This window comes from Pelomonas sp. Root1217, from assembly GCF_001425705.1.
Classification (GTDB): domain Bacteria; phylum Pseudomonadota; class Gammaproteobacteria; order Burkholderiales; family Burkholderiaceae_C; genus Pelomonas.
Genome location: NZ_LMDC01000023.1, coordinates 446,878 through 470,430, shown reverse-complemented (window position 1 = coordinate 470,430; position 23,553 = coordinate 446,878). Strand labels below are relative to the sequence as shown.

Genomic DNA, 23,553 nt, shown 5'->3' with positions numbered 1-23,553 from the left:
AGCTTTACAGCCACCCCGAAGCCGCAGGCCGCAAGGCCCGCGGCTTTTTTCTATGCGGACGCCAATTTCAGCGCGCACTGGTGGGCGTGGCGAGCTGGCAGCGCCCGGCCACGCAAGCCGCACCGGGGTCGGCCACCATCGCGCAGTTGGAGAGCATGCCGCTGGCCTCGATCTCGCGCTTGTGGGCCTGGGCCTGACGAGCGGCGAGTTCGGCGAGACGTTGAGCGTCCGTGCTTTCGCTGGACCAGGCCAGATAGCCGGCCGGCCCTCCGCAGGCCTTGGCACCGACGGCCACGGTGCGGCATTGCGAGTCCGCCTTGCAGTTCGCGGGGCCGATCAACGTGCGCAGCTCGCGACCGAGCCGGACGGACTCGGTTTCGGCCGCGGCTGAAGCGGCCGGCGTGGGCGGGACTGGGGGCGGCGTCTGGGCGCAGCTGGTGAGGGCGGCCCAGGCGAGCAGGAGGGCAAGCAGTCGGTGTGGTTTCATGCCGCGATGGTGGGCTTCGCCTCGGCGCTTGGCAACAACTAGGATTCGGCGATGCGAGCCTTGTTGCCTCTGTTGCTCGGTCTGGCCAGCTTGGCGCCCGCCGCGGCCCAGGACGGCTGCCAGCCGGCGGGTGACGCGGTGTTGGCCAGCCTGAACGCCTTGCGCGCCCAGCCCCAGGCCTGCGGCGAGCGCCTCTGGCCCGCCGCGGCAGCCTTGCGCGCCAGCCCCGTGCTGGCGGACTCAGCCCGCCGCTACGCCCTGGAACTGGCCGCCCGCGACCGCATCGACCATGTTGGCGCCGCCGGCACCTCGCTGCGCACGCGGCTGCGCGAGGCGGGCTATCTGATGCGCTCAGCCGGTGAGAACCTGGCTGGTGGCCCTGAGACCTTGGACGAGGCCATGGCGCAGTGGCTGGCCAGCCCGGCGCATTGCGAGAACCTGATGGCCGCTGACTTCCAGGAGTTCGGCCTGGCTTGCGTGGCGGGGCCCGGTCGGCTGCAGCGGTATTGGGTGCTGCATCTCGCAGCGCCCGCCGCGCGACCTAAATCCAGCCCAGATCGATAGCGCGCAGCACCGCCTGCGTGCGGTCGCGCACGCCCATCTTGGAAAAGATGGCCGAGCAGTGGTTCTTGATGACGCCTTCGCTGTTGCCCAGCAGGCCGGCGATCTCGGTGTTGCTGCGGCCGCTGGCCACCAGGCGCAGCACCTGCAGCTCCTTCGGTGACAGCGGATCGGGATGGTCGGCCGCCGTGAAGGCGCGCTCGCCGCCCTTGGCCTCCATGCGCGTGGTGAGAGACGGCCGCAGCGCGGTGCCGCCGGCGTGCACGTCGCGCAGGGCCTGGGCGAGCGTCTCGGGGCTGATGGCCTTGAGCAGGAAACCGCGAGCACCGGCGCGCACGGCTTCGTCGAAAGCGGCCGTGTCGTCGAAGGTGGTCAGCAGGACGGTCGGCAGGCGCAGGGCCCGCGCGGCCAGCGCGCGGATCAGGCCGATGCCGTCCAGGCGCGGCATGCGCATGTCGGACAGGATGACATCGGGCATGTCATCTGCGGGAGCGGCGGACAGCCACTCCAGCGCTTCGGCGCCGTCGCTGGCCTCGCCGACGACCTTGAGTTCGTCGTGCAGCGCGAGCAGCCCCTTGAGGCCTTCACGCACCAGTTGCTGGTCCTCGACCAGCAAGATCTTGATCACACCCATCGTGGACATCTCAACTCGATTCGAAATCCCGGGCTGGTGCGCGTCACGCACATCTGCCCACCCAGCTCGGTCATGCGCTCGGCCATGCCCGAGAGGCCATTGCCAAAGCCCTCGGCGCGGCCCTCGCGCCAGCCCGGCGCGCCTCGCCCATCATCGTCGATGCTGACGGTGACTTCATCCCGTCCTTCCCCTAGCCCGCGCAGTTCCACCTGCACGCGACGCGCGCCGGCGTGGCGCACGCTGTTGGTCACGCCTTCCTGCACGCAGCGCAGCAGCGCGTGGGCCGCGCGTGGCCCCAGGTCGCGGGCGGCGTCGTCCAGCGTCAGCTCGATGCGCATGCTGGCAATGCCCTCGGCCAGGGCCTGCAGCGCGGCGGACAGGTCAATGCGCTGCGAGCTGCGCTGCTGCGACACGGCCTCTCGCACGTCCGCCAGCAACTGGGCCGCGACGCCCTCGGCGCGCCCCATCGCCTGGCCCGCGCCCGAGGTGTCTTCGCGCGCCAGCAAGGCGCCACCGAGCTGCAGTTGCAGGTTCAGTGCCGTCAGGTGGTGGCCCATCAGGTCGTGCAGCTCGCGGGCGATCTGCATGCGCTCGTTGTAGCGCATCTGCTCGGCCAGCAGGTGCTCACCCGACATCTGCTCGGCCAGCACGGCCTGCAGCCAGCGGCGCTTCTCGCCTTCAGCCGCGGCCATGCGCCCGAGACCAAAGGCCAGGCCGTGCAGGGCCAGCATGGCGAACAGCATGCCGAACTGGTCCAGCCAGGCCGTTGTCGACGCATAGACATAGATGCCCGTATTCAGCACCACCTGGGCGGTCGCAAAACCCAGGGCCAGCCGCGCTGGCAGCACGACCGCGCCCAGCGCCGTGACCAGGAAGGGCAGGCCCGGCGTCACGCCGAAGGCCAGCAGGTCGACCAGCAACAGCCAGGCCAGGCGCTGGTTCACCGGCAGCGCCGTCTGGCCCTGGCGTGCGAGCCGCAAGATCAGGGCGACGAAGGCCACCAGCAGCAGCACGCAGATGACGACGAGGCTGCGGTCGTTGACATCACCGCCGAGCTGGCGCCAGAGCCAGGCGACCAGGCCGTCATAGGGTTCGGTGCGCGCACCCAGCAGCGCCGAGCCGGCGCTGACCAGCTCCATCGCGCAGACCACCAGCGCCGCCAGGCGCAGCACCACGCCCGGCTCGGCCAGCCGCGCGAGCAGGCGGTCGAACTTGGTCATTCAGCGATGGCTGCGGCAATCACGCCGCCGCCCAGGCAGACGTCGCCGTCATAGACCACCGCGCTCTGGCCCGGTGTCACCGCCCATTGCGGATCAGGAAAGCGCAGGGTCAGATGGCCGCTTGCGTCGAAGCCCATGCCGCAGGGTGCATCGGCCTGGCGATAACGCGTCTTGGCCGCCGCTTCGCCAGTGGCCGGCGCGCGGCCGGCGACCCAGCTCAGGTCATCAGCGATCAGGGCCAGGCTCTGCAACAGCGGATGGTCGTGGCCCTGCACGACGATGAGCGTGTTGCTCGGAATGTCCTTGGCGGCGACGAACCAGGGCTCGTGCTCGCCACCGCCGCGCGGAGAGCCTTTCTCTTTCACGCCGCCGATGCCCAGGCCCTGGCGCTGGCCCAGCGTGTAGAAGCTCAGGCCGACATGCTCGCCGAGTTTGCGGCCGCGTTCGTCCTTGATCGGCCCGGGCTGGTGCGACAGGTATTTGTTCAGGAACTCGCGGAAGGGCCGCTCGCCGATGAAGCAGATGCCGGTCGAGTCCTTCTTCTTCGCATTGGGCAAGGCGATCTCGGCGGCAATGCGCCGCACCTCGGTCTTGGGCAGGTCGCCGACCGGGAACATCGTCTTGCTGAGCTGGGCCTGCGAAAGCCGGTGCAGGAAATAGCTCTGGTCCTTCAGCGGGTCCAGCCCCTTGAGCAGCTGAAATTCACCGTTCAGTTCCCGCACCCGGGCGTAGTGACCCGTGGCGATCTTCTCCGCGCCCAGACGCATCGCATGGTCCAGGAAGGCCTTGAACTTGATCTCGGCATTGCACAGCACGTCGGGGTTGGGCGTGCGGCCGGCCTGGTATTCGCGCAGAAAGCTCTCGAAGACACGGTCCTTGTATTCGGCGGCGAAGTTGACGTGCTCTATCTCGATGCCCAGCACGTCGGCGACGGAGGCGGCGTCCAGGAAGTCCTGGCGCGTCGAGCAGTACTCGTCGTCGTCATCGTCTTCCCAGTTCTTCATGAAGATGCCGATGACCTCATGCCCCTGCTGTTTCAGCAGGTAGGCCGTCACGGCCGAGTCCACGCCGCCGGACAGGCCGACGACGACTCGGTGTTTCTTGTTGGAACTCATGGGCGCGATTGTCCCAAACGGGCTTTCAACCGGCCGCGAACAGGCTTTCGGCGCGCTGGTAGAGCACCCAGGAGGTTGCGATGAACTTGTCGCCGCCCCTGGGTCGGTTGCCACGATGGGTGTGCGTGAAGCCGCCCGGTGCGATCAGCAGGCTGCCGGTGCGCGGCACGATCTTGCGGCCCTGGTAGAGGAATTCCGTCTCACCCTCGGCGAATTCGTCGTTCAGGTAGATGGTCCACAGCACGGCGCGGTGCAGGGCCTCGCCCTGGTCGAGCCTTGGATATTGCTCGCAATGCCAGTAGGGGTAGCCGCCCTGGTCGGCCTGGTAGCGCTGCAGGTTGATGGCGCCGGGGCGGAAGACCTTGGCGATCAAGCCCATCAGCAGCTCGTCGTTCAGTGCAGCGACGCCGTCGGCGTCCAGCAGGGCCTGGCTGCCGTCGGGCCGATTCATCTGCAGCTTCAGCGGCGCCAGCGCCAGATGGGCATAGCGGCGCAGATAGTGCTTGAAGCCGGCGATGACGGCGTTGTTGAGCTGCTCGCAGGCGTCGGCCCACTCGGGGTGACGGCTGATGGCGATGTCCCAGCTGTCCTTCAAGCTGACATCGACACCGCTGCCGGTCTCGCCGCGCTGCAGGCGGTTGCTGGCCTGAAAGCGCTCGATCAGCGTGCGGCAGGCCTCGGCGCTCAGGGCCTGGTCATAGACCTCGATGAAATCAGGGGCTGTCATTGGCGACGATTTTCAGCCGCCGCCCTGGCGCTTGAGCAAGGCCTGCAGCGTTGACTGACGCAGCGCCTCGAGCTCGCCGCTGGCCTGCAGGCGCAGCAGCGCGGCGTTGAGCTTCTGGGCGAGAGCGGCGTGGCGGCCGCCCAGGACATGGTGGACGGTGTGCTCGTCCAGAATGATGTCCAGGCGCTGCAGCCCCGAGACGCCGGCCGGCCTCTGCGCCGGGCTGCCGGCCAGTTCGCTGACGATGGCCACGTCGGCCGCCTCGCTGGCCAGCAGGCGCCACAGCTCGCGCAGGCTGCCGGCCTCGATGCGGTGCATGCCGGCGGGCATCAATTGCTCCACGCGCACGACGCCGCGCAGATGCGCGACGCGCCAGCGCGGCAGGTCCGCCCAGCCCGCCAATCTCAAGGTGGGGTCGCGCGTGTAGGCGCGCAGCTGGACCTGCCCAAGGGGCGTGGCCACGGCGACGACGCCCGGGTTGGCGTCCAGATAGTCGCGTGCCCGGTGCGTGTTGGCGTCCACCTCGCCACTGGCCAACTGCAGGCCGGCCCGCCGCGCCGGCAGGTCGATGAACTGCATGGGCTGGCCGACGTCGGCATACATGCGGACCAGCACCGCTTCGCTGACGCCGATCAGCGGGTTGGTCGTGCGATCCCAGCTGGCGATCTGCAGCGGCAGCGGCTGGGCCATCGCTCCCGCGGCCCAGCCCAGCAACGCAAGGCAGGCGGCCACGCGCTGACGATGGAAGCGGGAGGGCGTATGTGGCATCTAAAGGATTCTGCGGCCAACCTTCAACCCAGCCGGCGCGGGTCGGCCAGCGAGGGGTCGGAACTCACGCTGTCCAGTGGCAGCCGGCGGCCGGCGGCATGGTCCTCGATGCAGGCCAGCACCAGCGGGCTGCGGTGGCGGTCCTGGCTGGCCCGGATCTCGTCAAGGCTCAACCACAGCGTGCGGCGTATGCCCTCGTCCAGCGTGCGGCCGGCAATCTCTTCGCCGACCGAGCCGCTGAAGGCCAGCCGTACATAGGTGACATCCTCTAATCGCACCGGCCGCACGAAGCGGGCGAGGTAGACACCGAGAAACGCCTCGGGCACGAAGGCGCGCATCGTCTCCTCGAGCGCCTCGCGCACAACGGCCTCGACCGGGCTTTCTCCCATCTCCAGATGGCCCGCCGGGTTGTTCAGCCGCAAGCCCTCGGGCGTTTCTTCCTCCACCAAAAGGTAGCGGCCCTCGCGTGCAATCACCGCGGCGACAGTGACGCTGGGGCGAAACCGGTCTGTGGCAGTCATGAAACCTCCTCGCGCATTCCCGCAGTAGACGGACGCAGGCATTGTGTAAGCTGCCGCGACCCCTTGCCCCCGACAGGAGCTTCCATGCAGATCGGCGTACCGCGCGAACGCGCGGCCGGAGAGACCCGCGTAGCCGTCACACCCGAGACGGCCAAGAAGCTGAAGGCCGCCGGCCATGTGCTGCGCATTGAGGCTGGTGCCGGCATCGCGGCCAGCGTCACGGACGCGGCCTACGAGGCCGTGGGCTGCGAGATCGTCGACCAGGCCACGGCGCTTGGCAGCGAGTTGGTGCTGAAGGTGCGCGCACCGGGTGCCGACGAACTCACGCTGATGAAGGCCGGCACGGCCCTGGTCGGCATGCTCAACCCCTTCGACCGCGACGGCCTGTCCGCGCTTGCCGCGGCCGGCCTGACCAGCTTTGCGCTGGAAGCCGCACCGCGCACGACGCGGGCGCAGAGCATGGACGTGTTGTCCAGCCAGGCCAACATCGCCGGCTACAAGGCCGTCATGATCGCGGCGGACCGCTACCAGCGCTTCTTCCCGATGCTGATGACGGCGGCCGGCACCGTGAAGGCGGCGCGCGTCGTCATCCTCGGTGTCGGCGTCGCCGGCCTGCAGGCGATCGCGACGGCCAAGCGCCTGGGCGCCGTCATCGAGGCCAGCGACGTGCGGCCTTCGGTGAAGGAGCAGGTCGAGTCGCTGGGCGGCAAGTTCATCGACGTGCCCTACGAGACGGCCGAGGAGAAGGAAGCGGCCGAGGGCGTGGGCGGCTATGCCCGGCCCATGCCGCAGAGCTGGCTGGACCGGCAGAAGGCCGAGGTCGCCAAGCGCGTGGCAGCGGCGGACATCGTCATCACGACGGCGCTGATCCCGGGCCGCGCGGCGCCGGTGCTGGTCACAGAGGAGATGGTCAAGGCGATGAAGCCGGGCTCGGTGCTCGTCGACATCGCGGCCCCCGCGGGCGGCAATTGCCCGTTGACAGAGGCCGGCAAGACCGTCACCAAGCATGGGGTCGTCATCGTCGGCGAGACCAACCTGCCGGCGCTGGTGGCGGCCGATGCGTCGGCGCTGTACGCGCGCAACGTGCTGGACTTCCTGAAGCTCGTCATCACCAAGGAGGGCACGTTCAACGTGCCGCTGGATGACGACATCGTCGCGGCCTGCCGCGTCACCCAAGACGGTCAAGTGACCCGGAGCTGAGCATGGAAGTCGTCGACCACACCATCATCAACCTGATCATCTTCGTGCTGGCCATCTACGTGGGCTACCACGTCGTCTGGACGGTGACCCCCGCGCTGCATACGCCGCTGATGGCCGTCACCAACGCGATCTCGGCCATCGTCATCGTCGGCGCCATGATGGCCGCGGCGCTGACCGAGACGCCGTTTGCCAAGGGCATGGGCGTGCTGGCCGTGGCCCTGGCCGCGGTCAACATCTTCGGCGGCTTCCTGGTCACGCGGCGGATGCTGGAGATGTTCAAAAAGAAGGAAAAGAAGACCAACGTGGAGGCCAAGCAATGAGCCTCAATCTCGTCACGCTGCTCTACCTGATCGCCAGCGTCTGCTTCATCCAGGCGCTCAAGGGCCTGTCGCACCCGACGACGTCCATCCGCGGCAATCTCTTCGGCATGGTCGGCATGACCATCGCCGTGCTGACGACGGGCGCCCTCATCGTCAAGCTGGCCGGCTCGGGTCTGGGCCTGGCCTGGGTGCTGCTCGGCCTGGTCGTCGGCGGTGGCTACGGTGCCTGGCGGGCCAAGACGGTCGAGATGACCAAGATGCCCGAGCTGGTCGCCTTCTTCCACAGCATGATCGGCCTGGCGGCGGTGGCCATCGCGGTGGCGGCGGTCGCGGAGCCGGCGGCCTTCGGCATCACGCCGGCGATGGACGCGGCCTTGGCTGCCATCCCGCCGGAAGACGGCGTGGCCCCGCGCGCGCTGGCACCCATTCCCGGCGGCAACCGCATCGAGCTGGCGCTGGGCGCCTTCATCGGTGCCATCACCTTCACGGGCTCGGTCATCGCCTGGGGCAAGCTGTCGGGCGGCAGCAAGTTCCGCCTCTTCCAGGGCGCGCCGGTCACGTTCAAGGGCCAGCATGCGTTGAACGCCGTGCTGGGCCTGGCATCAGCCTTCTTCGTGTTCGGCTTCTGGCACTCGCAGTCGCCCATCGACTTCGGCCTCATCGTGCTGCTCGGCTTCCTGCTGGGCGTGCTGCTGATCATCCCGATCGGCGGCGCCGACATGCCGGTCGTCGTGTCCATGCTGAACAGCTATTCCGGCTGGGCAGCGGCGGGCATCGGCTTCTCGCTGAATAACGCGATGCTGATCATTGCCGGCTCGCTGGTGGGCAGTTCGGGCGCGATCCTGAGCTACATCATGTGCAAGGCGATGAACCGCTCCTTCTTCAACGTCATCCTGGGCGGCTTCGGCGGCGAGGTCGGCACGGCCGCGGCGGGTGACGGCAAGGCCCGCCCGGTCAAGAGCGGCAGCGCCGACGACGCGGCCTTCGTGCTGGGCAACGCCGAGAGCGTCGTCATAGTGCCGGGCTACGGCCTGGCGGTGGCGCGCGCCCAGCACGCCGTGAAGGAACTGGCCGCCAAGCTCACCGAGAAGGGCATCACCGTCAAGTACGCCATCCACCCGGTGGCCGGCCGCATGCCCGGCCACATGAACGTGCTGCTGGCCGAGGCCGAAGTGCCCTACGACCAGGTCTTCGAGATGGAAGACATCAACGGCGAGTTCGGCCAGGTCGATGTGGCCATCATCCTGGGCGCCAATGACGTCGTGAACCCGGCCGCTCATGTGAAGGGCAGCGCCATCTACGGCATGCCCATCCTGGAGGCCTACAAGGCCAAGACCATCATCGTCAACAAGCGCTCGATGGCAGCCGGCTATGCGGGCCTGGACAACGAGCTCTTCTACATGGACAAGACCATGATGGTCTTCGGCGACGCGAAGAAGGTGGTCGAGGACATGCTCAAGGCGGTCGAATAACAACGCGGAGGGCGACCCCTGGAGGTCGCTATCGAATCCCCTGACCCGCTGGCTGTCAGCCTTCGGTCAGAATCGCCGCAACAAAAGAGGAGACAAAGGCATGGAGCCGATCTGGCTGAAGCAATACCCGGCCGCCGTGCCGCGCGACGTCAATGTGTCGCTCTATCCCAGCCTGGTCGACCTGCTGGACACCTCGTTCAAGAAGAACGCCGCCAAGCCCGCCTATCTGATGATGGGCAAGAGCCTGAGCTTCGGGCAGGTGGACGAGGCCTCGCGCGCGCTGGCCGCCTATCTGCAGAGCCTGGGGCTGGAGAAGGGTGACCGCGTCGCGCTGATGATGCCCAACCTGTTCCAGTACCCGGTGGCCGTAGCCGCCGTGCTCAGGGCAGGCTATGTCGTCGTCAACGTCAACCCGCTATACACGCCGCGCGAGCTGGAGCACCAGCTCAAGGACTCGGGCGCCAAGGCCATCGTCATCATCGAGAACTTCGCCTCGGTGCTGCAGCAGGTCATCAAGAACGTGCCGACCAAGCACGTCATCCTGGCGGCCATGGGCGACATGTTGGGCTTTGCCAAAGGCATGATCGTCAACTACGTCGTGCGCAAGGTGAAGAAGATGGTGCCGGCCTTCGACCTGCCCGGTGCCGTGCGCTTCAACGACGCCGTCGCCAAGGGCCGCGGCTTGACCTACAAGGCGCCCAAGCTCGGCCCGGACGACATCGCCGTGCTGCAGTACACCGGTGGCACGACCGGCGTGTCCAAGGGCGCCGTGCTGCTGCACCGCAACCTGGTTGCCAACATTCTGCAAAGCGAGGCCTGGTACCAGCCGGCCTTGAAGAAGATCCCGGCCGGCGAGCAGGTCGTCACCATCTGCGCGCTGCCGCTGTATCACATCTTCGGTTTCAACACGAACATGATGCTGTCCATGCACATGGGCGGCGCCAATGTGCTGATTCCGAATCCGCGTGACTTGCCGGGTATGTTCAAGGAGCTGAGCGCACATAGCTTTCACAGTTTCCCGGCCGTCAACACGCTGTTCATGGCGATGGCCAACCATCCTGAATTCAGCACGGTGGACTGGAGCAAGCTCGTCATCTCGGTCGGCGGCGGCATGGCCGTGCAGCAGGCCACCGCCAAGCTGTGGCTGGAGAAGACCGGCTGCCCCATCGTCGAGGGCTATGGCTTGTCCGAAACCTCCCCGTCGGCGACCTGCAACCCGACCGACAGCACGGCCTACAGCGGCACCATCGGCCTGCCAATGCCGCTGACCGAGCTGCAGCTGCTGGACGACGACGGCAACGAGGTGCCGATGGGCCAGCCCGGCGAGATCGCTATCCGCGGCCCGCAGGTCATGGCCGGCTACTGGCAGCGCCCGGATGAAACCGCCAAGGTCATGACGGCCGACGGTTATTTCCGCACCGGCGACATCGGCACCGTCGATGAACGGGGTTATTTCAAGATCGTGGACCGCAAGAAGGACATGATCCTGGTCAGCGGTTTCAATGTGTATCCGAACGAGGTCGAGGACGTCATCACGCAGATGCCCGGCGTGCTCGAGTGCGCCGCTGTCGGCGTGCCGGACGCGAAGGCGGGCGAGGCCGTGAAGGTCGTCATCGTGAAGAAAGACCCGAATGTCACCGAAGCTGACGTTCGTGCGTATTGCGAAGCCAACCTGACCGGCTACAAACGCCCGAAGATTGTTGAGTTCCGCACCGAGCTGCCCAAGACGCCCGTGGGCAAGATCCTGCGCAGGGAATTGCGGGACAAGAGCTGATGCTTTCCCATGGCCTGCGAGCGGTGACGCCGTTCGTGGGCGAGGCCCGATAACGTGCTCGACCTGTTGTATTCCAAAACCGATGCTGGCCGCGCCGAGATCCGTGCGCGGACCCTGCCGCTGTCTCGCACCGCGCGCAACCTGTTGCTTGTGCTGGACGCAAGCAAGGCGGCCAGTGATTGGCTGCGTCTCGTCGCCGGCGCGAGCGAGGCCGACTTCGAGATGCTGCATCAGCACGGGCTGATTGCACCCCAGAGCGCAGGCGGCCAGCCGCGCGCTGCCGCACCAGCGCCAGTGGCGCCAGTGGCGGCCAGCCCCGCACCCGCGGCATCTGCCACCGCGCCGGCGGCTGCTGGCGGCTCGCCGCTGCTCGACCGCGCGGCCCTGTACACCTATCTGAGCGGTGAGGCGACCAAGCTGCTCGGCCCGTTCAAGGGCTATGCCTTCGCGCTCGAGGTCGAGCGTGCCGACAGCCTGTCGGCGCTCCAGGCCCTCGCCTTGCAGCTCGTCGAGCGCGTGCAGAAGGCCAAGGGCGAGGCCGCCGCGGCCGCCGTGCGCGACGCCCTCGGCTTGCGCTGATACTGGCGGGCTCGTCACGCCCGCCCTCCGCCTTGCCCCGCTTCTTCGTCGATACCCCGCTTGCCGTGACCGACGGCGACATCGCCCTGCCTCCTGGTGCCGCCCGCCATGTGCAGGTGCTGCGCCTGCAGCCCGGCGATGCGCTGACCCTCTTCGACGGCAGCGGCCCTGAATGGCAGGCCGAAGTGACTGCCATGGGCCGCAGCGAGGTGCGGGTTCGTCTTCTCACGGCCGAGCGGCCGCAGCGCGAGCTGGCCCGCGCCGTGACGCTGGCCGTCGTCATGCCGGCCAATGACCGCATGGACTTTCTGGTCGAGAAGGCCACCGAGCTCGGCGCCGCGGCCATCCAGCCGCTGATGAGCGAGCGTTCAGTGCTGCGCCTGAATGGCGAGCGGGCCGACAAGAAGCGCGCCCACTGGCAGGGCGTGGCCGTCGCCGCCGCCGAACAGAGCGGGCGCACGGTGCCGACTCGCATCGAGCCCGTGCAGACGCTGGCCGCCTGGCTCGCAGCGCTTCCCGATCGCGATGACGAATGGCGGGGTTTGCTGAGCCCGCGCGCAACCGGGCCGGTGGCGGCCTTCCCGCAGCAGCGAGCCCTCTTCCTCAGCGGGCCGGAGGGCGGTCTCAATGACGCCGAAGAGGATGCCGCCCGCACCCGTGGCTTTGTGCCCGTCACGCTCGGCCCGCGCGTGCTGCGCGCCGACACCGCGCCGCTGGCGGTGCTGTCGTGGCTCTCCTTGACGTGAACAAGAAGCTGGCGCTGCTGGTCCTCGCCCAGGGCCTCTTCCTCACCAACAACATCTGCTTCATGGCCATCAACGGCCTGGTCGGGCTGGCGCTGGCGCCGCGGCCATGGATGGCGACGCTGCCCATCTGTGCCTATGTTGCCGGCGGCGCGCTGATGGCCCGCATGGTGGGCCGCCACCAGCTGCGCTTTGGCCGCCGCCGGGGCTTCCAGATCGGCCTGCTGGTGGCCATCGTCAGCTGTGCGATGTCACTGTGGAGCGTGCTGAACCAGCAGTTCTGGGGCGTCGTCATCGCGACGCTGGTGGCGGGCTACTACAACGCCGGCGCAGCCCTGTACCGCTTCGCGGCCACCGAGATCGTCGCGCCGGAGAAGCGCGAGTCCGCCATCTCCTGGGTGCTGGCGGGCGGTTGCCTGGGCGCGGTGCTCGGCCCCTGGCTGGCGGGCGCCAGCAAGAACCTGCTGGTGGCGCCTTTTGCCGGCGCCTATCTGCTGTTGATCGGCGTGGCCATGGCCGGCCTGGTACTGATCTCGCTGATCGACTTTCCGGCGCTGACCCGGCCCGCGCCCGGCGCCGGCGGCCGCAGCAGCGCCGAGTTGTTGCGCCAGCCGGTCTTCATGGTGGCGCTGGCTGCGAGTGCGCTCGGTTACGGCGTCATGAACCTGCTGATGGCCGCCACGCCCATCGCCATGGGGCAGTGCGGCCTGCCGTTCTCCGATGCCGGCAAGGTGCTGCAATGGCATGTGCTGGGCATGTTCGTGCCGAGCTTCTTCACCGGACCTTTGATCAAGCGTGTCGGCGTGCTGCCGGTCATGACGGTGGGTGTGCTGCTCAACCTCGGCTGCGTCGCCTTCGCGCTGTCGGGCCAGGACCTGGACCACTTCCTTGGCGCGCTGCTGCTGCTGGGCATTGGCTGGAACTTCCTCTACATCGGCGGCACGACGCTGTTTACGCAGGCCTACCGTCCCGAGGAGAAGACCCGTGCACAGGGTTTGCTGGATACCGGCGTCTACGCCACGATGACGCTGACCTCGTTCTCTTCTGGCGCACTGGTCACGACGGGCGGCTGGCAGTGGATGAACTGGGCGAGCCTTGTTCCCATTGCGATGTGCGCCGCGGCCCTGGTGGTCCTGTACAACCAGGGTGCCAAACGCGCCGGCGACTGAACAGCACTGGCGCCCGGCAATGCGCGCAGGGGATTCCTGAGACTGCGGAGATCTCAGCAAATTTGATGGCGCGTCATTCGCGACGCGGGCTTACCGTGGTGCATCCATTCCACGGAGGTGAGTCATGACGATGGAACGACGTGCGCACGGTAACGTAGGCACGACCAAGGCGGCTCGCCTGCGCACAGGCATGGCCGAGGCCATCAAGCGCGACAAGGACGCTGCCAAGGCCGACGCGACGAGCGATCGCTTCGGCTATCTGTTCGCTTACGAAGCCGACGAACTGCTGCCGGTCGGACCTGACACCATCAGGCAGCTGGGTGAGCTGGCCGAGACGATGCAAAGCGACGCCGCCGGTGACAGTGGCATCCCGGCCGTCTACACCTACTTCGGCCAGTTCCTCGACCACGACATCACCTTGGACGAGGGTTCCGGCGCCGTCGCAGTGCTGGAGCGGGATGACTTCCCCGTCATCGACGCCGCTTCGCTGCCCAACAGCCGCACAGCCGCGGCCGAGCTGGACAGCGTCTATTTCCTCGGGGTGCCCCGCGATCAGGACAACAAGAACCGCATGCGCGTGGGTTTGGTGTCGCCCACCGGCCAAAACGGAAAACCCTTCTTGCGGCCTGAGGGCAAAGGCGATTTGAACGATCTGCCCCGGCAGAAGCGAGACGACGACCCGAACAATGTCAAAGAGGACAGGGCGGCCATCATTGGCGATCCGCGCAATGATGAAAACACCATCATTGCGCAACTGCACACGGCCTTCCTCAAGGCGCACAACGCGCTGGTGGCCAAAGGTGGAACGTTCGACGACGCGCGCGATGAAATGATCCTGCGCTACCAGTCCATCGTGCTGGACGACTTCGCTAAGCGCATCTGCGATCCTGGCGTCCACCAAGATGTCATGACGAATGGGTCGAGGTGGCAGGTGGCCGACGCCACGCAGTTGTTCATGCCGGCCGAGTTCGCGTTCGCGGCCTATCGCTTCGGGCACTCCATGGTCCGCACGAACTACGACTTCAACCTCAACTTCAATACGCAGCCGGGCGGTATTCCGGCGAGCCTCAATCTGCTGTTCACCTTCACTGCGTTGAGCGGCCAGTTGGGCGAGTTCGACACGCTGCCCGAAAACTGGATTGTGGAATGGGAGCGCATTGCTCCCATGAGTTCGGGTGTTGAGCCGCAGCATGCGCACCCCATCGACCCGCGGCTGACCAGCTTCCTGTTTCAACTTAAGCGGGAGGACGGCACCGTGCTGACGGGCAACCTGGCGCCCAAGCTCGCGGCTCGCAATCTCAAGCGCGGCTACCGCGTCGGTCTGCCCACCGGCCAGGCGCTGGCAAGGCGGCTGGGCGAGGTGCCGCTTCGGGGCGATGCCCTGCTCGCGGCGTTGCCTGATGGCGCCATGCGTGACAAGGCTTTGCCGTTCGTCGACAAGACGCCACTCTGGTTCTATGTGCTGGTCGAGGCTGTGGCGCACCACCAAGGCCGGCGGCTCGGGCGAGTCGGCAGCCGCATCGTGATGGACACGTTGTGGAACCTGGTGCGGTGGTCGAACGTGTCGGTCCTGGAAGGCAATCGGCGCGAAGAGTTCAGGACCACATTGCCGGAACTGTTGCAGCTCGCTGCACTGGAGGGCTGATGAGCACCATCCTCTACGCGCGCTTGACCGCCTTGCGGGTGGCTGCCCCGGCGAGCTTGAGCACCACGAAGGAGCCGCCGGGCGTCAGCGCCATGCTCGATTCCTTGGCGGCGCTTGTTCCGGCCGAGATCCTTTCGGCACACGCCCTCATCATTGGCTTCGCCACAAAGGTCGAGGGCGGGCAGACCTCCATTACCGATGCAGGCGCGCTGAAGCTGGCGTTCTTTGCCCTGATCGTGCTCAGCATGGCGCTCTACGTGTTGGCGCGGAACGCCAACAGTCAAGCGCCCTGGGTGAGGCTCGACTATGTGCGCATGTGCATCCCTCAGCTGTCCTTCGTCGTGTGGACGTTGCTGCAGCGGGTTACCGCCTTCGATGCGGTGGCGCCGGCCGCAATGGGGGGGCCTATCGCGGGGTTCTGGGCACGCTCCTGGGACTGATGTTGACGGCTGTTGCCGGCGCATTGGCCTTCAAGGCGAATTCTGACGAAGCAGTGAAGAAACCGTAGGAGCGAACTGGCCGCGGCCATCGACGCTCATCCACAGCGCTACCACCAACTAGGGAGCTGCAATGACCCAGCGATTCCGACCGTTTCAAAACCTGCGGACACTCCTCGTCCTGGCAAGCCTGACGATGGCACCAGTCATGGGTAGCGCCGCCGAGAAGGATGATCTGACTCAGCTGAAAGAGATAGAGGCTCTCAGAAAGGAGATAGCCGAAGCTCGCAAGGCCGCTGCGGAAGCCGAGGCGGCGGAAGCCAAGGCTCGCCTCGGTTCGCTTACTGCGACTGCGCCGACGGGTGCGGCAACCGGCCTCTCGGCGGAGGGGAAATTGTTGGCGTACGCCGCCGTCGATGATGTCGCCCGCATCATTGCGGCTGAGGTCAAACGAACGGTCAACGATTTGCCGGTAGTGATCTACAGCGCAAAGGAGCTGAACGCCGTTGTGCAGGCACGCGCCGTCCTGCGAAGCGTGCAGGACCTCCACAAAGCGATGGGCTCGTTTCGAGTGTCGAAACTTGCTGCCGAAGTCGATGATTGCAAGGAGCCCGGCGAGGGTGGTGCGACGGTCCCAGTGTTGGACGCATTGAGCATCGTGCAATCGCTGTTCAAGGTCAGCAAGAACGTGGAAGGCGCCGATGTCACGGTAGACGATTTCGCGTTGGCTTCAGCGGTGTTGCGCCAGCTCAGACTCGCCGGTGTCAACAATGTTGTCTATCCTTCACAGTACTTTGCTGGCGCCTTCTCAGATCCCAACAAGGACCCCTTGGCCAACTCCGAGATTGCCAAAGGGCTGGCCGCCTTGAACACCGATCTGGCCCAGGTGGACTTGCGGTTGACTGAGATCGCAAAGCGCAGAGAGAAAGTCCAGCAACGGGCAGATGACAAGACCAAGCCTGCGACGCCCGCCTGCCAAGCCGCATTCGCTGAAGCCAAGATCTTGTTTGACAACGGTGAGGCCCGCGGTACGGCCCTCAAGACAAGGGCGAACGCCATCATTGCGTCTGCCGCTGCAATCGACGAGGCGACAGGTGCGATTCGCCTTCAGGTACTGGCGCAGATGGAGGAGCTTTCAAAGGGTAGAGCCGGGGCACATGTTCTGCAGCTGAAGCCAGTCGGGGCAGGCGGAACGACGCTCACAAAAACCAATCTGTTCTGGACCAATTTTTTCGTCAGTGGCAGCGCTGTTGTGGCCTACATGCTCACAGATACGGCAGGGGCCGTCGTCTCAAGTGGCGTGGTCGGCGAACATGGCGGCCAAGTGAAGCTTGGCGATTTGAGGCAGGAAATGCAAGCGCATCGAGCATTGGTCAATGCCAGGCCTTAGGAGTCGTGATGGCACTCCCCAAATTGCTGCAAGCGACGTCCATTTCGGCTGACTCAGGCGCTCATGGTGGCACCGTGAGCGATGGCGAAAAGGTCCTTGATGCGCTGCAAATACCTCACCAGGAACAGGATCAGTGGTGCTGGTGTGCTGTCGCTGCAGGCATCTGTGCATTCCGAAGTGCTTCGTTCAAGATGAGTCAATGTGAGGTGGCAGCAGCAGTCCTCAGCTTGGACGCTTGCGCCGATCCAACGTCCGAAGCGGTGAACAAGATGATGCCGTTGGAGGACACGCTGGCTCACTTCAATCGACTCGGTGGGGTAGAGCCCATCCCGATGTCTTTCGAGAAGATAGCCGAGCAGATCGATGACGGGCTGCCCGTTTGCATCAGGGTCAGGTTCATGGATACCGGCATTCCTCATTTCACAGTCATCCGTGGCTACCGGCGAGATGGGCGGCTTCTGATAATCGACGATCCAGCCTTCGACGAATCCACGTCCCCCTACGCGGACGTCATCGACGCATACCAGGGTACTGGGGTGTGGAAGCAAAGTTATCGAGTGCGCTAAGCCACATGGCGGTTCATCATGGGAATCACGACAGTCAACCCATCTTCAGAATCCGTTTCTTATATGAAGCGCTTCCTTGCTTCAGCCATGCCAGTTGACGACAGGCCGGCGCTGGCCCGATCGTTGATGGCCTTGCCATCACCACACCTTCGGTTGGCGGCACCGCACCCTGTCTTCAATCTGGATGCGACCTGCGTGGCTCCGGATGGAGACGTCGAGGCCTGCCAGATGACCGCTTGGCGCTACGTGGTGCTTACTGGATCGAACGTCGTCGCATCCGTTGGCTTTGCTGCAAGCTCTCGAGACGAGTTGCCGCGTCATCCCTATATCGGTGGGCAGCGAATGGCGGTGGCCGTGGTCGCGGCTATCGGACTCGCCGAGCGAAGCAGGTATGCCCGTAAAGGGCAATTCGTACTGGCGTCAATCAGATTGCCGGCCCTCCAAGCCTCCGCAATTTGGCTGAGAGAGATTGACGGCAATCGCAAGCAGGATCTGTTCGTGCCGATCATCCGAACGTCCACGGGATTCGCTGCGGGGCGCGCTCTTGATTGCGGGCGTTGGATGCAGGACCTGAATGATTCGAAGAAGCGGCTCGCACGGGGTTCATGATCAACCATGCTGCTCTCGGTTCGCATCACGTCTGGCGCGCAATCGGCAAGTCGGTGCCAAGGGCCGCATAGCGGGCCTCGCCCTGGATCAGCGCCGGTCGTGCTGAAGGTATTCGGCGGCCATCTGCTGGCCGACCAGATCAGGCCTGAGTCGGGTGAGCGCAATCAACGCCAGGTCGCGCTGCGTCACGAACAGCGGCGCGCCAATGCGCAGGCCGTTGATGACGCCGCCGTCGCCCAGCGTGGGCAGCAGCGGGTAGACGCGCAGGCGCAGCACCAGCGTGTCGTTCTGATCCACAAAGAGGGCGGTTTCGATCAGCGTGTTGCAGTGAAGGTTGTCGGCCTGTTCGAGCAGCGCGACACCGGCGGCTGTCGGATCGGCCTGCACGGCGGACGCCGTCATCGGGATGACGCGCCGGCCCTCGGCGTCCAGCGTATTGGTGACGGCGGCGTTGAAGCGCTGGTTCAGATCATCCCAGTCCGGCCCGTCCTTCAACGGCGGGTTGCGGCCCTGGCCGAAGACCACGGTGCAGGGCTCGGCCTGGGCGGCGGCCGCAGCCAGCCCCAGCGCGACAGCAGCGATCAGCTCACGTGGGCGCATCGCCTTCGGTGACCTTGCGCGCCGAGCCCTTGACGAGGTCGAAGCGGAACAGGCGGCATTCGATGGGGCCGTTCCACATCGGCACGCGGCGTGACTCCTTGAGCCGCATCTTGCTCGGCAGCTTCATGTCGGGGCTGAGCATCCAGGCCGTCCAGCCGGCGGGGTTCTCGGTGTATTGGCGCTTCCAGTGCGCAGCCAGGCGCGGGAAGAAATCGTCGCCGGCATCGCGCTCCTCGCTGCCGCCGGCGTCACGCGTCATCGCCGCCTTGCCGCGCACCTCGATGCGCTCGCCGTAGGGCGGGTTCATCATGATGCTGCCGGCCATGCCCTCGGGCAGTTGGGGCGCGGGCCGCTCGAGTGCGTCTCCGCCGTTGAACTGGATGTACTGGGCCACACCAGCGCGCTCGGCATTGCGGCGCGCGAAGTCGACCATGCGGAAGGCCACGTCGCTGGCGTAGATGGGCACGGCCGGGGCATGGACCCGGGCACGGGCTGCCTGGGCCATCTCGCCCCAGGCGGCCTTCAGCGCGGGCGTGGAGAACGGGATCTGGCGTTCGAAAGCAAAGCGACGCAGCAGGCCGGGAGCTGAATCACAGGCGATCAGCGCGGCCTCGATGGGGATGGTGCCGGAGCCGCAGCAGGGGTCGTGCAGGGCGCTCTCTCCGCGCCAGCCGGCGGCGGCCAGCATGGCGGCGGCGAGGGTCTCCTTCAGCGGTGCATCGCCCTTGTCGACCCGCCAGCCGCGCTTGAACAGCGGCTCGCCCGAGGTGTCGACATAGATCGCCGCGCGTTCGGGGCCGACGTGCAGCAGCACCGGCAGGTCGGGCGAGTGCGTGTCCACGCTGGGTCGCTCGCCGGTGTGCTCGCGCAGCTGGTCGCAGATCGCGTCCTTGATGCGCAGCGTCGTGAAGTTCAAGCTCTTCAGCGGCGAGCGCTGCGCGATGGTGTCAACGCGGATGGTCTCGCGCGGCGTGATCCAGTCGCGCCAGTCGACGTGGCGAGCCAGCGCATAGAGGTCTTCCTCGTGGCGGTAAGGCCCCTCGATCAGCTCGATCAGCACGCGCTGCGCGAGCCGGCTTTCGAGGTTGATGCGCATCGCGTCTTCCAGGCCACCGACCAGGCCGCAGCCGCCGCGCAGGGGCTCCACCTTGCTGCGCACGCCGGGCGGCAGGAAGCGTTTCAGCTCTTCCTCCAGCAGCGGCTCGACGCCACCGGCACAGGAGACGAACAGGGAAAGTTTGTTGGGCAGGCTCACGGGCCGCATTGTCGCCGCCCTCTAAACTGACAACGTTGCCATCATCCGTGCGCACCCCTGCCATGAAGCGAATCGTCCTGACCCTCGCCTTCCTGTTCGCCGCGTTTCAGGCAAGCGCCCAGGCGCCTGCCTATCCGCCGCACACCGTCGGCAACACGCAACTGCGCGCCCTGCCCAAGAACGCGGATGGCCGCAGCTACCAGTTGCATATCCACCTGCCGAGCTCCTTCGCCAAGGAACCCAAGCGCCGCTACCCGGTGCTGTACGTGACCGACGGCTATTGGGACTTCGCTACCGTCGTCGCCTCGTACAACAACCTGAACTACGACAAGGTCGTGCCGGAGTTCATCACGGTGGGCCTGGGCTATGCCGGCGACAACCTCGACTACGGCGAGCTGCGCGGCTGGGAGCTGTCGCCCGTGCGCATGAACCCGCTGTCTTCCAGCACCGGCAATGCCGACAAGTTCATCGCGGCACTGGAAAAGGACATCTTCCCGCTGATGGAGCGCGACTACCGCGCCGACCCGGCTCAGCGCTACCTGGCGGGCAGCTCGCTCGGTGGCCTGTTCACGCTGCATGCGATGTACGCCAAGCCCGATCTCTTCAAGGGCTATATCGCCGCCAGCCCGGCCGTCGTCATGGGCAACGACTGGATCATCGGCCAAGCCAAGGCCTATGCCGCGACGGGCAAGCCCATCAAGGCGCGGCTCTACGTGACCGGTGCGGAGTACGAGTGGCCGGGGTTCCTGGCCGGCATCAAGCGCTACCAGGCGCTGCTGCCGGAGCTGAAGCACCCGGGCCTGGTGTTCCAGAACCGCATCATCGACGGCGAGCGCCATGCCGGCACCAAGGCGGAGAGCTACACGCGTGGCATGCGCTTCGTTTTCGAGCCGCTGGCGCCGGAGACCGGGCCGTCCAAAGACTAGCAACCAGGGCGAGCCGGACACTGCCCGTCTCGCTGAGGCTTACTGGCGGATGAAGTCCAGAAGGTCATGGTTGAGGCGGTCCTTGTGCGTGTCGGTGATGCCGTGCGGGCCATCGGCGTACTCGATCAGGCGGGCACCCTTGACCAGCTTGGCCGTGGCGCGGCCGGTGGTCTCGATGGGCACGATCTGGTCGTCGGCGCCGTGGATGACAAGCGTCGGGATGTCGAACTTCTTCAGGTCCGCACGGAAATCGGAATGGAAGAAGGCCTCGATGCTGTCGTAGGTGGCCTTGGCGCCGGCCTGCATGCCCTGCACGTAGAAGCTGTCGACCAGGCCGGTTGAAGGCTTGGCACCGGGGCGGTTGAAGCCGAAGAAGGGGCCGCCGGCGATGTCCTTGTAGAGCTGGGCCCGGTTGTCGAGCGAGGCCTTGCGCAGGCTGTCGAACACAGCGGTGGGCACGCCTTCGGGGTGGCTGGGCGACTGGCCCATGATGGGCGTGACGGCGCTCACCAGCACGGCCTTGGCGACGCGCGCCGTGCCATGGCGACCGATGTAGCGGGCCACCTCACCGCCGCCGGTGGAGAAGCCCACCAGCGTGGCGCGCTTCACGTCCAGCGTGCGCAGCACGGCGTCGAGGTCGTCGGCGTACTGGTCCATGTTGTTGCCCGCCCAGGGCTGGCCCGAACGGCCGTGGCCGCGCCGGTCATGGGCGATGACGCGGTAGCCGCGCTCGGCCAGGAACTGCATCTGCGACTCCCAGCTGTCGGCATTCAGCGGCCAGCCATGGCTGAAGACGACGACCGGGCCGTTCTTCGGGCCCCAGTCCTTGACGTAGAGCGGCGTGCCGTCGTTGGCCGCCACGTAAGGGCTGGCGATGGCCGCCTGTGCCGGAGCGGCCGTGGCCTGAGTCTGGGCAGCAAAACCACCGATGGCGAGGGTGGCGGCGAGGGCGATGCGGGTGAAGGCGTTCATGGCGAGTCTTTCGAAAGTGATGGGGTTGGGGGCGCGGCGATCAGGCGGGACGGCGGGCTTCGCTGCGGCGCGTGGCGTACTCGGCCACCAGGGCGGCATAGCGGTCGCCCTGGCGCAGGGCGGCGTAGCGTTGACGTGCGGCGAGCAGGGCGGGCGTGTCCTGACCGGTCTCGGCGGCGACGCGCTCGGCGGCGGCGAGGCCCGACTCCTGGTAGACCTTCAAGTCGGCCAGCACCTCGGCCCGTGAGGCGGTGGACGCCACGCTGACGCTGGCGCCGGACTCGGGGTCCGTCACATAGGACTGGGCGTTGGCCGAAGCGCCGACGAGGGCGGCGCTGGCAAACAGCAGCTGGAAGACGGCGCGGTTGAAGCTGGGTTGGCGGGTCATGGCGGGCTCCTGGAAGTCGGTGTCTTGGGGTGGGGTGGTTCGTCTTGCGACAGAACGAACTTTGCCGATGAAGCTCGTACTTGAAATACCATTTGGTACGTCTTTGTTTGCAATTCGTACTGACCATGGCCGACCGACTTGCCGCCCTCTTCGCTCACTTCGCCGTGCGGGCCGAGACCTTCCAGACCGGTCCGCTGTGTGGTGTCAACAGCCTGGAACCGCAGGCGGGCCGTGGCCAGCTGCACCTGATCCGCGAGGGCGGCGTGGCGGTGCACAACGACGGCACACCGGAGCCGCTGCGCATTGCGGAGCCCAGCCTGCTGCTCTACCCGCGCCCGCTGGCGCATCGCTTCGTCACGGACCCGAGCTGCGGCGCCCAGTTCGTCTGTGCCCACATGGCCTTCGAGGGCGGTGCCAGCCACCCCATCGCCGCGGCGCTGCCGCCCTGGGTCTGCCTGCCGCTGGCGGCGGTGCCGAGCTGCGCGCCGGTGCTGGGCCAGCTGTTCGCCGAGGCCGAGGCCAGCCATTGCGGTCGCCAGCTGATGCTCAACCGGCTGTTCGAGGTGCTGATGATCTGGGTGCTGCGCGAGTTGATGTCGCAGGGCCAGGTGGAGTCGGGCATGCTGGCCGGCCTGTCACACCCCAAGTTGCGCGGGACTCTCGTGGCCCTGCACGAGGCACCTCAGCGCGAGTGGCCGCTGGAGGAGCTCGCGGCGCAGGCCGGCATGTCACGCACCGTGTTCGCCAACACCTTCCGCGACGTCGTCGGCTGCACGCCGGGCGTCTACCTGCAGCGTTGGCGCATCGGCCTGGCGCAGAAGGGCTTGCGCGAAGGCAAGGCCCTGAAGCACATCGCGATGGACGTGGGCTACGGCGGTGAGGCGGCGTTGTCACGCGCCTTCAGGGCGCACACAGGCCAGTCGCCACGGGAGTGGCGCAAGGGGGCGTTGCCGCTGGCGCCGAAGACCGGGCCGTCGAACGACTGAGCAGCGGTCAGCGCACTCGCGTCACCTTGATCTGGAAACCGATGCCCTCGATTTCCAGGAAGAAGGCGCCCATCATGCCGCGGTGCACGATGGCTTTCGGATTGTCCAGGTCGTAGATGGCGCTGCTGCCGTCGGCGACGCGCCAGGACTGTCCATTCTCCAGCTCGATGCGCGTGTTGGCGCCCCAGCCTGCGAACCTGCCGCGGATGCGGCTTTCGATCTGCTTCAGCTCGGGCGGCGCATCGGGCAGCTTCACCGACTCCTGGCCGAACTTGGTCACGGGGTCGGCGGGCGCTACCGGCGCGGGCGCTACAGCCTTGGCCGGTTGTTCCGCCGGCAGCGGCAGCGCGTCGTAGCAGGCCAGGCGGCGTGCCGAGTCGGTCAGCTGGCGGCAGGCCTTGACGTCGCCCGCGAGGCTCTGTGCCTGCGCGGCAGGGCCGCTCAGCAGCGCAGCCAGAGTGATGGCCAGGGGCAGAACTCTCGGCATAG

General features: G+C 66.7%; 27 protein-coding genes. 15 read left to right on the top strand and 12 right to left on the bottom strand.

All coding sequences use genetic code 11. The features are described from left to right. Positions 1-67: 67 nt before the first annotated feature. Positions 68-487, bottom strand: a complete 420-nt coding sequence (locus tag ASC95_RS16455) for a hypothetical protein (RefSeq protein WP_057298787.1) — start codon at positions 485-487, stop codon at positions 68-70. 51 nt (positions 488-538) lie between these two features. On the opposite strand from ASC95_RS16455, the gene ASC95_RS16450 reads away from it, so the two are divergent. Next, positions 539-1,051: a CAP domain-containing protein gene (locus ASC95_RS16450; RefSeq protein WP_057298786.1), complete on the top strand. Its 513-nt coding sequence runs from the start codon at positions 539-541 to the stop codon at positions 1,049-1,051. Here the strand turns inward: ASC95_RS16450 and ASC95_RS16445 are convergent. The 6 genes from ASC95_RS16445 to ASC95_RS16420 are packed head-to-tail and all read right to left on the bottom strand — an operon-like array spanning position 1,029 to position 6,033. Next, the gene (locus tag ASC95_RS16445) at positions 1,029-1,676 is read right to left on the bottom strand and encodes a response regulator transcription factor (RefSeq protein ID WP_057299056.1); all 648 of its coding nucleotides are present in this window, start codon (positions 1,674-1,676) and stop codon (positions 1,029-1,031) included. The two genes, ASC95_RS16450 and ASC95_RS16445, sit on opposite strands and share 23 nt — an antisense overlap. Then, the gene (locus tag ASC95_RS16440; RefSeq protein ID WP_057298785.1) at positions 1,673-2,902 is read right to left on the bottom strand and encodes a sensor histidine kinase; all 1,230 of its coding nucleotides are present in this window, start codon (positions 2,900-2,902) and stop codon (positions 1,673-1,675) included. Before ASC95_RS16440 ends, ASC95_RS16445 begins: the two co-directional genes overlap by 4 nt. Then, the gene (gene mnmA / locus ASC95_RS16435) at positions 2,899-4,017 is read right to left on the bottom strand and encodes a tRNA 2-thiouridine(34) synthase MnmA (protein WP_057298784.1); all 1,119 of its coding nucleotides are present in this window, start codon (positions 4,015-4,017) and stop codon (positions 2,899-2,901) included. The genes ASC95_RS16440 and mnmA overlap by 4 nt, the downstream gene beginning before the upstream one ends. A gap of 25 nt (positions 4,018-4,042) precedes the next feature. Further along, positions 4,043-4,744, bottom strand: a complete 702-nt coding sequence (locus ASC95_RS16430; protein ID WP_057298783.1) for a 2OG-Fe(II) oxygenase — start codon at positions 4,742-4,744, stop codon at positions 4,043-4,045. Between the two features lie 12 nt (positions 4,745-4,756). Then, a complete protein-coding gene (locus ASC95_RS16425) occupies positions 4,757-5,512 on the bottom strand; it encodes a hypothetical protein (protein WP_057298782.1) in 756 nt (251 codons plus the stop codon). Between the two features lie 23 nt (positions 5,513-5,535). After that, positions 5,536-6,033: an NUDIX hydrolase gene (locus ASC95_RS16420; protein ID WP_057298781.1), complete on the bottom strand. Its 498-nt coding sequence runs from the start codon at positions 6,031-6,033 to the stop codon at positions 5,536-5,538. Between the two features lie 84 nt (positions 6,034-6,117). Here ASC95_RS16420 and ASC95_RS16415 point away from each other — a divergent pair, with 84 nt between their 5' ends. The 12 genes from ASC95_RS16415 to ASC95_RS30765 all read left to right on the top strand — a co-directional run bounded on the left by ASC95_RS16415 (position 6,118) and on the right by ASC95_RS30765 (position 17,937). Continuing rightward, a complete protein-coding gene (locus ASC95_RS16415; RefSeq protein ID WP_057298780.1) occupies positions 6,118-7,233 on the top strand; it encodes a Re/Si-specific NAD(P)(+) transhydrogenase subunit alpha in 1,116 nt (371 codons plus the stop codon). 2 nt (positions 7,234-7,235) lie between these two features. After that, positions 7,236-7,553: an NAD(P) transhydrogenase subunit alpha gene (locus ASC95_RS16410; protein WP_057298779.1), complete on the top strand. Its 318-nt coding sequence runs from the start codon at positions 7,236-7,238 to the stop codon at positions 7,551-7,553. Next, on the top strand, positions 7,550-9,025 hold the full coding sequence (locus tag ASC95_RS16405; RefSeq protein WP_057298778.1) for an NAD(P)(+) transhydrogenase (Re/Si-specific) subunit beta: 1,476 nt from the start codon (positions 7,550-7,552) through the stop codon (positions 9,023-9,025). Before ASC95_RS16410 ends, ASC95_RS16405 begins: the two co-directional genes overlap by 4 nt. A 100-nt stretch (positions 9,026-9,125) precedes the next feature. Next, positions 9,126-10,799 carry a long-chain-fatty-acid--CoA ligase gene (locus tag ASC95_RS16400; protein WP_057298777.1) on the top strand — a complete coding sequence of 558 codons (1,674 nt, stop codon included), beginning with the start codon at positions 9,126-9,128 and terminating at the stop codon, positions 10,797-10,799. A 54-nt stretch (positions 10,800-10,853) separates the two neighbouring features. Next, positions 10,854-11,378 (top strand): hypothetical protein, encoded by a 525-nt coding sequence (locus ASC95_RS31410; protein WP_057298776.1) that lies wholly within the window; start codon positions 10,854-10,856, stop codon positions 11,376-11,378. Between the two features lie 32 nt (positions 11,379-11,410). Next, a complete protein-coding gene (locus ASC95_RS16390) occupies positions 11,411-12,124 on the top strand; it encodes a 16S rRNA (uracil(1498)-N(3))-methyltransferase (RefSeq protein WP_057298775.1) in 714 nt (237 codons plus the stop codon). After that, positions 12,106-13,290, top strand: coding sequence for an MFS transporter (locus tag ASC95_RS16385; protein ID WP_369820618.1), 1,185 nt, complete (start codon positions 12,106-12,108; stop codon positions 13,288-13,290). Before ASC95_RS16390 ends, ASC95_RS16385 begins: the two co-directional genes overlap by 19 nt. 124 nt (positions 13,291-13,414) lie before the next feature. After that, positions 13,415-14,935, top strand: a complete 1,521-nt coding sequence (locus ASC95_RS16380) for a peroxidase family protein (protein WP_082567842.1) — start codon at positions 13,415-13,417, stop codon at positions 14,933-14,935. Beyond that, the gene (locus ASC95_RS16375) at positions 14,935-15,375 is read left to right on the top strand and encodes a hypothetical protein (RefSeq protein WP_057298772.1); all 441 of its coding nucleotides are present in this window, start codon (positions 14,935-14,937) and stop codon (positions 15,373-15,375) included. The genes ASC95_RS16380 and ASC95_RS16375 overlap by 1 nt, the downstream gene beginning before the upstream one ends. 130 nt (positions 15,376-15,505) lie before the next feature. After that, positions 15,506-16,762, top strand: coding sequence for a hypothetical protein (locus ASC95_RS16370; protein WP_057298771.1), 1,257 nt, complete (start codon positions 15,506-15,508; stop codon positions 16,760-16,762). Positions 16,763-16,770: 8 nt separating this feature from the next. After that, positions 16,771-17,328: a papain-like cysteine protease family protein gene (locus tag ASC95_RS16365; protein ID WP_082567841.1), complete on the top strand. Its 558-nt coding sequence runs from the start codon at positions 16,771-16,773 to the stop codon at positions 17,326-17,328. Between the two features lie 63 nt (positions 17,329-17,391). Continuing rightward, positions 17,392-17,937, top strand: coding sequence for a hypothetical protein (locus tag ASC95_RS30765; RefSeq protein WP_235537949.1), 546 nt, complete (start codon positions 17,392-17,394; stop codon positions 17,935-17,937). 87 nt (positions 17,938-18,024) lie between these two features. Here the strand turns inward: ASC95_RS30765 and ASC95_RS16360 are convergent, their stop codons facing one another. Further along, positions 18,025-18,537, bottom strand: coding sequence for a hypothetical protein (locus ASC95_RS16360; protein WP_057298769.1), 513 nt, complete (start codon positions 18,535-18,537; stop codon positions 18,025-18,027). Next, positions 18,524-19,792: a class I SAM-dependent RNA methyltransferase gene (locus ASC95_RS16355; protein ID WP_235537948.1), complete on the bottom strand. Its 1,269-nt coding sequence runs from the start codon at positions 19,790-19,792 to the stop codon at positions 18,524-18,526. The genes ASC95_RS16360 and ASC95_RS16355 overlap by 14 nt, the downstream gene beginning before the upstream one ends. 62 nt (positions 19,793-19,854) lie before the next feature. Between ASC95_RS16355 and ASC95_RS16350 the strand changes: the two genes are divergently transcribed. Then, entirely contained in the window at positions 19,855-20,718 is an 864-nt protein-coding gene (locus ASC95_RS16350; RefSeq protein WP_057298767.1) for an alpha/beta hydrolase, read from the top strand. Positions 20,719-20,757: 39 nt separating this feature from the next. Here the strand turns inward: ASC95_RS16350 and ASC95_RS16345 are convergent, their stop codons facing one another. Both ASC95_RS16345 and ASC95_RS16340 read right to left on the bottom strand, forming a co-directional pair. Next, complete coding sequence (locus ASC95_RS16345; RefSeq protein WP_057298766.1) at positions 20,758-21,690, bottom strand: alpha/beta fold hydrolase; 933 nt, start codon at positions 21,688-21,690, stop codon at positions 20,758-20,760. Positions 21,691-21,730: 40 nt separating this feature from the next. Next, positions 21,731-22,078, bottom strand: coding sequence for a hypothetical protein (locus ASC95_RS16340; protein ID WP_057298765.1), 348 nt, complete (start codon positions 22,076-22,078; stop codon positions 21,731-21,733). A 125-nt stretch (positions 22,079-22,203) separates the two neighbouring features. Between ASC95_RS16340 and ASC95_RS16335 the strand changes: the two genes are divergently transcribed. Then, a complete protein-coding gene (locus tag ASC95_RS16335) occupies positions 22,204-23,064 on the top strand; it encodes an AraC family transcriptional regulator (RefSeq protein WP_057298764.1) in 861 nt (286 codons plus the stop codon). A gap of 7 nt (positions 23,065-23,071) precedes the next feature. Here ASC95_RS16335 and ASC95_RS16330 read toward each other — a convergent pair whose 3' ends face one another. Continuing rightward, on the bottom strand, positions 23,072-23,551 hold the full coding sequence (locus ASC95_RS16330; RefSeq protein ID WP_057298763.1) for a hypothetical protein: 480 nt from the start codon (positions 23,549-23,551) through the stop codon (positions 23,072-23,074). Between the last annotated feature and the right edge of the window lie 2 nt (positions 23,552-23,553).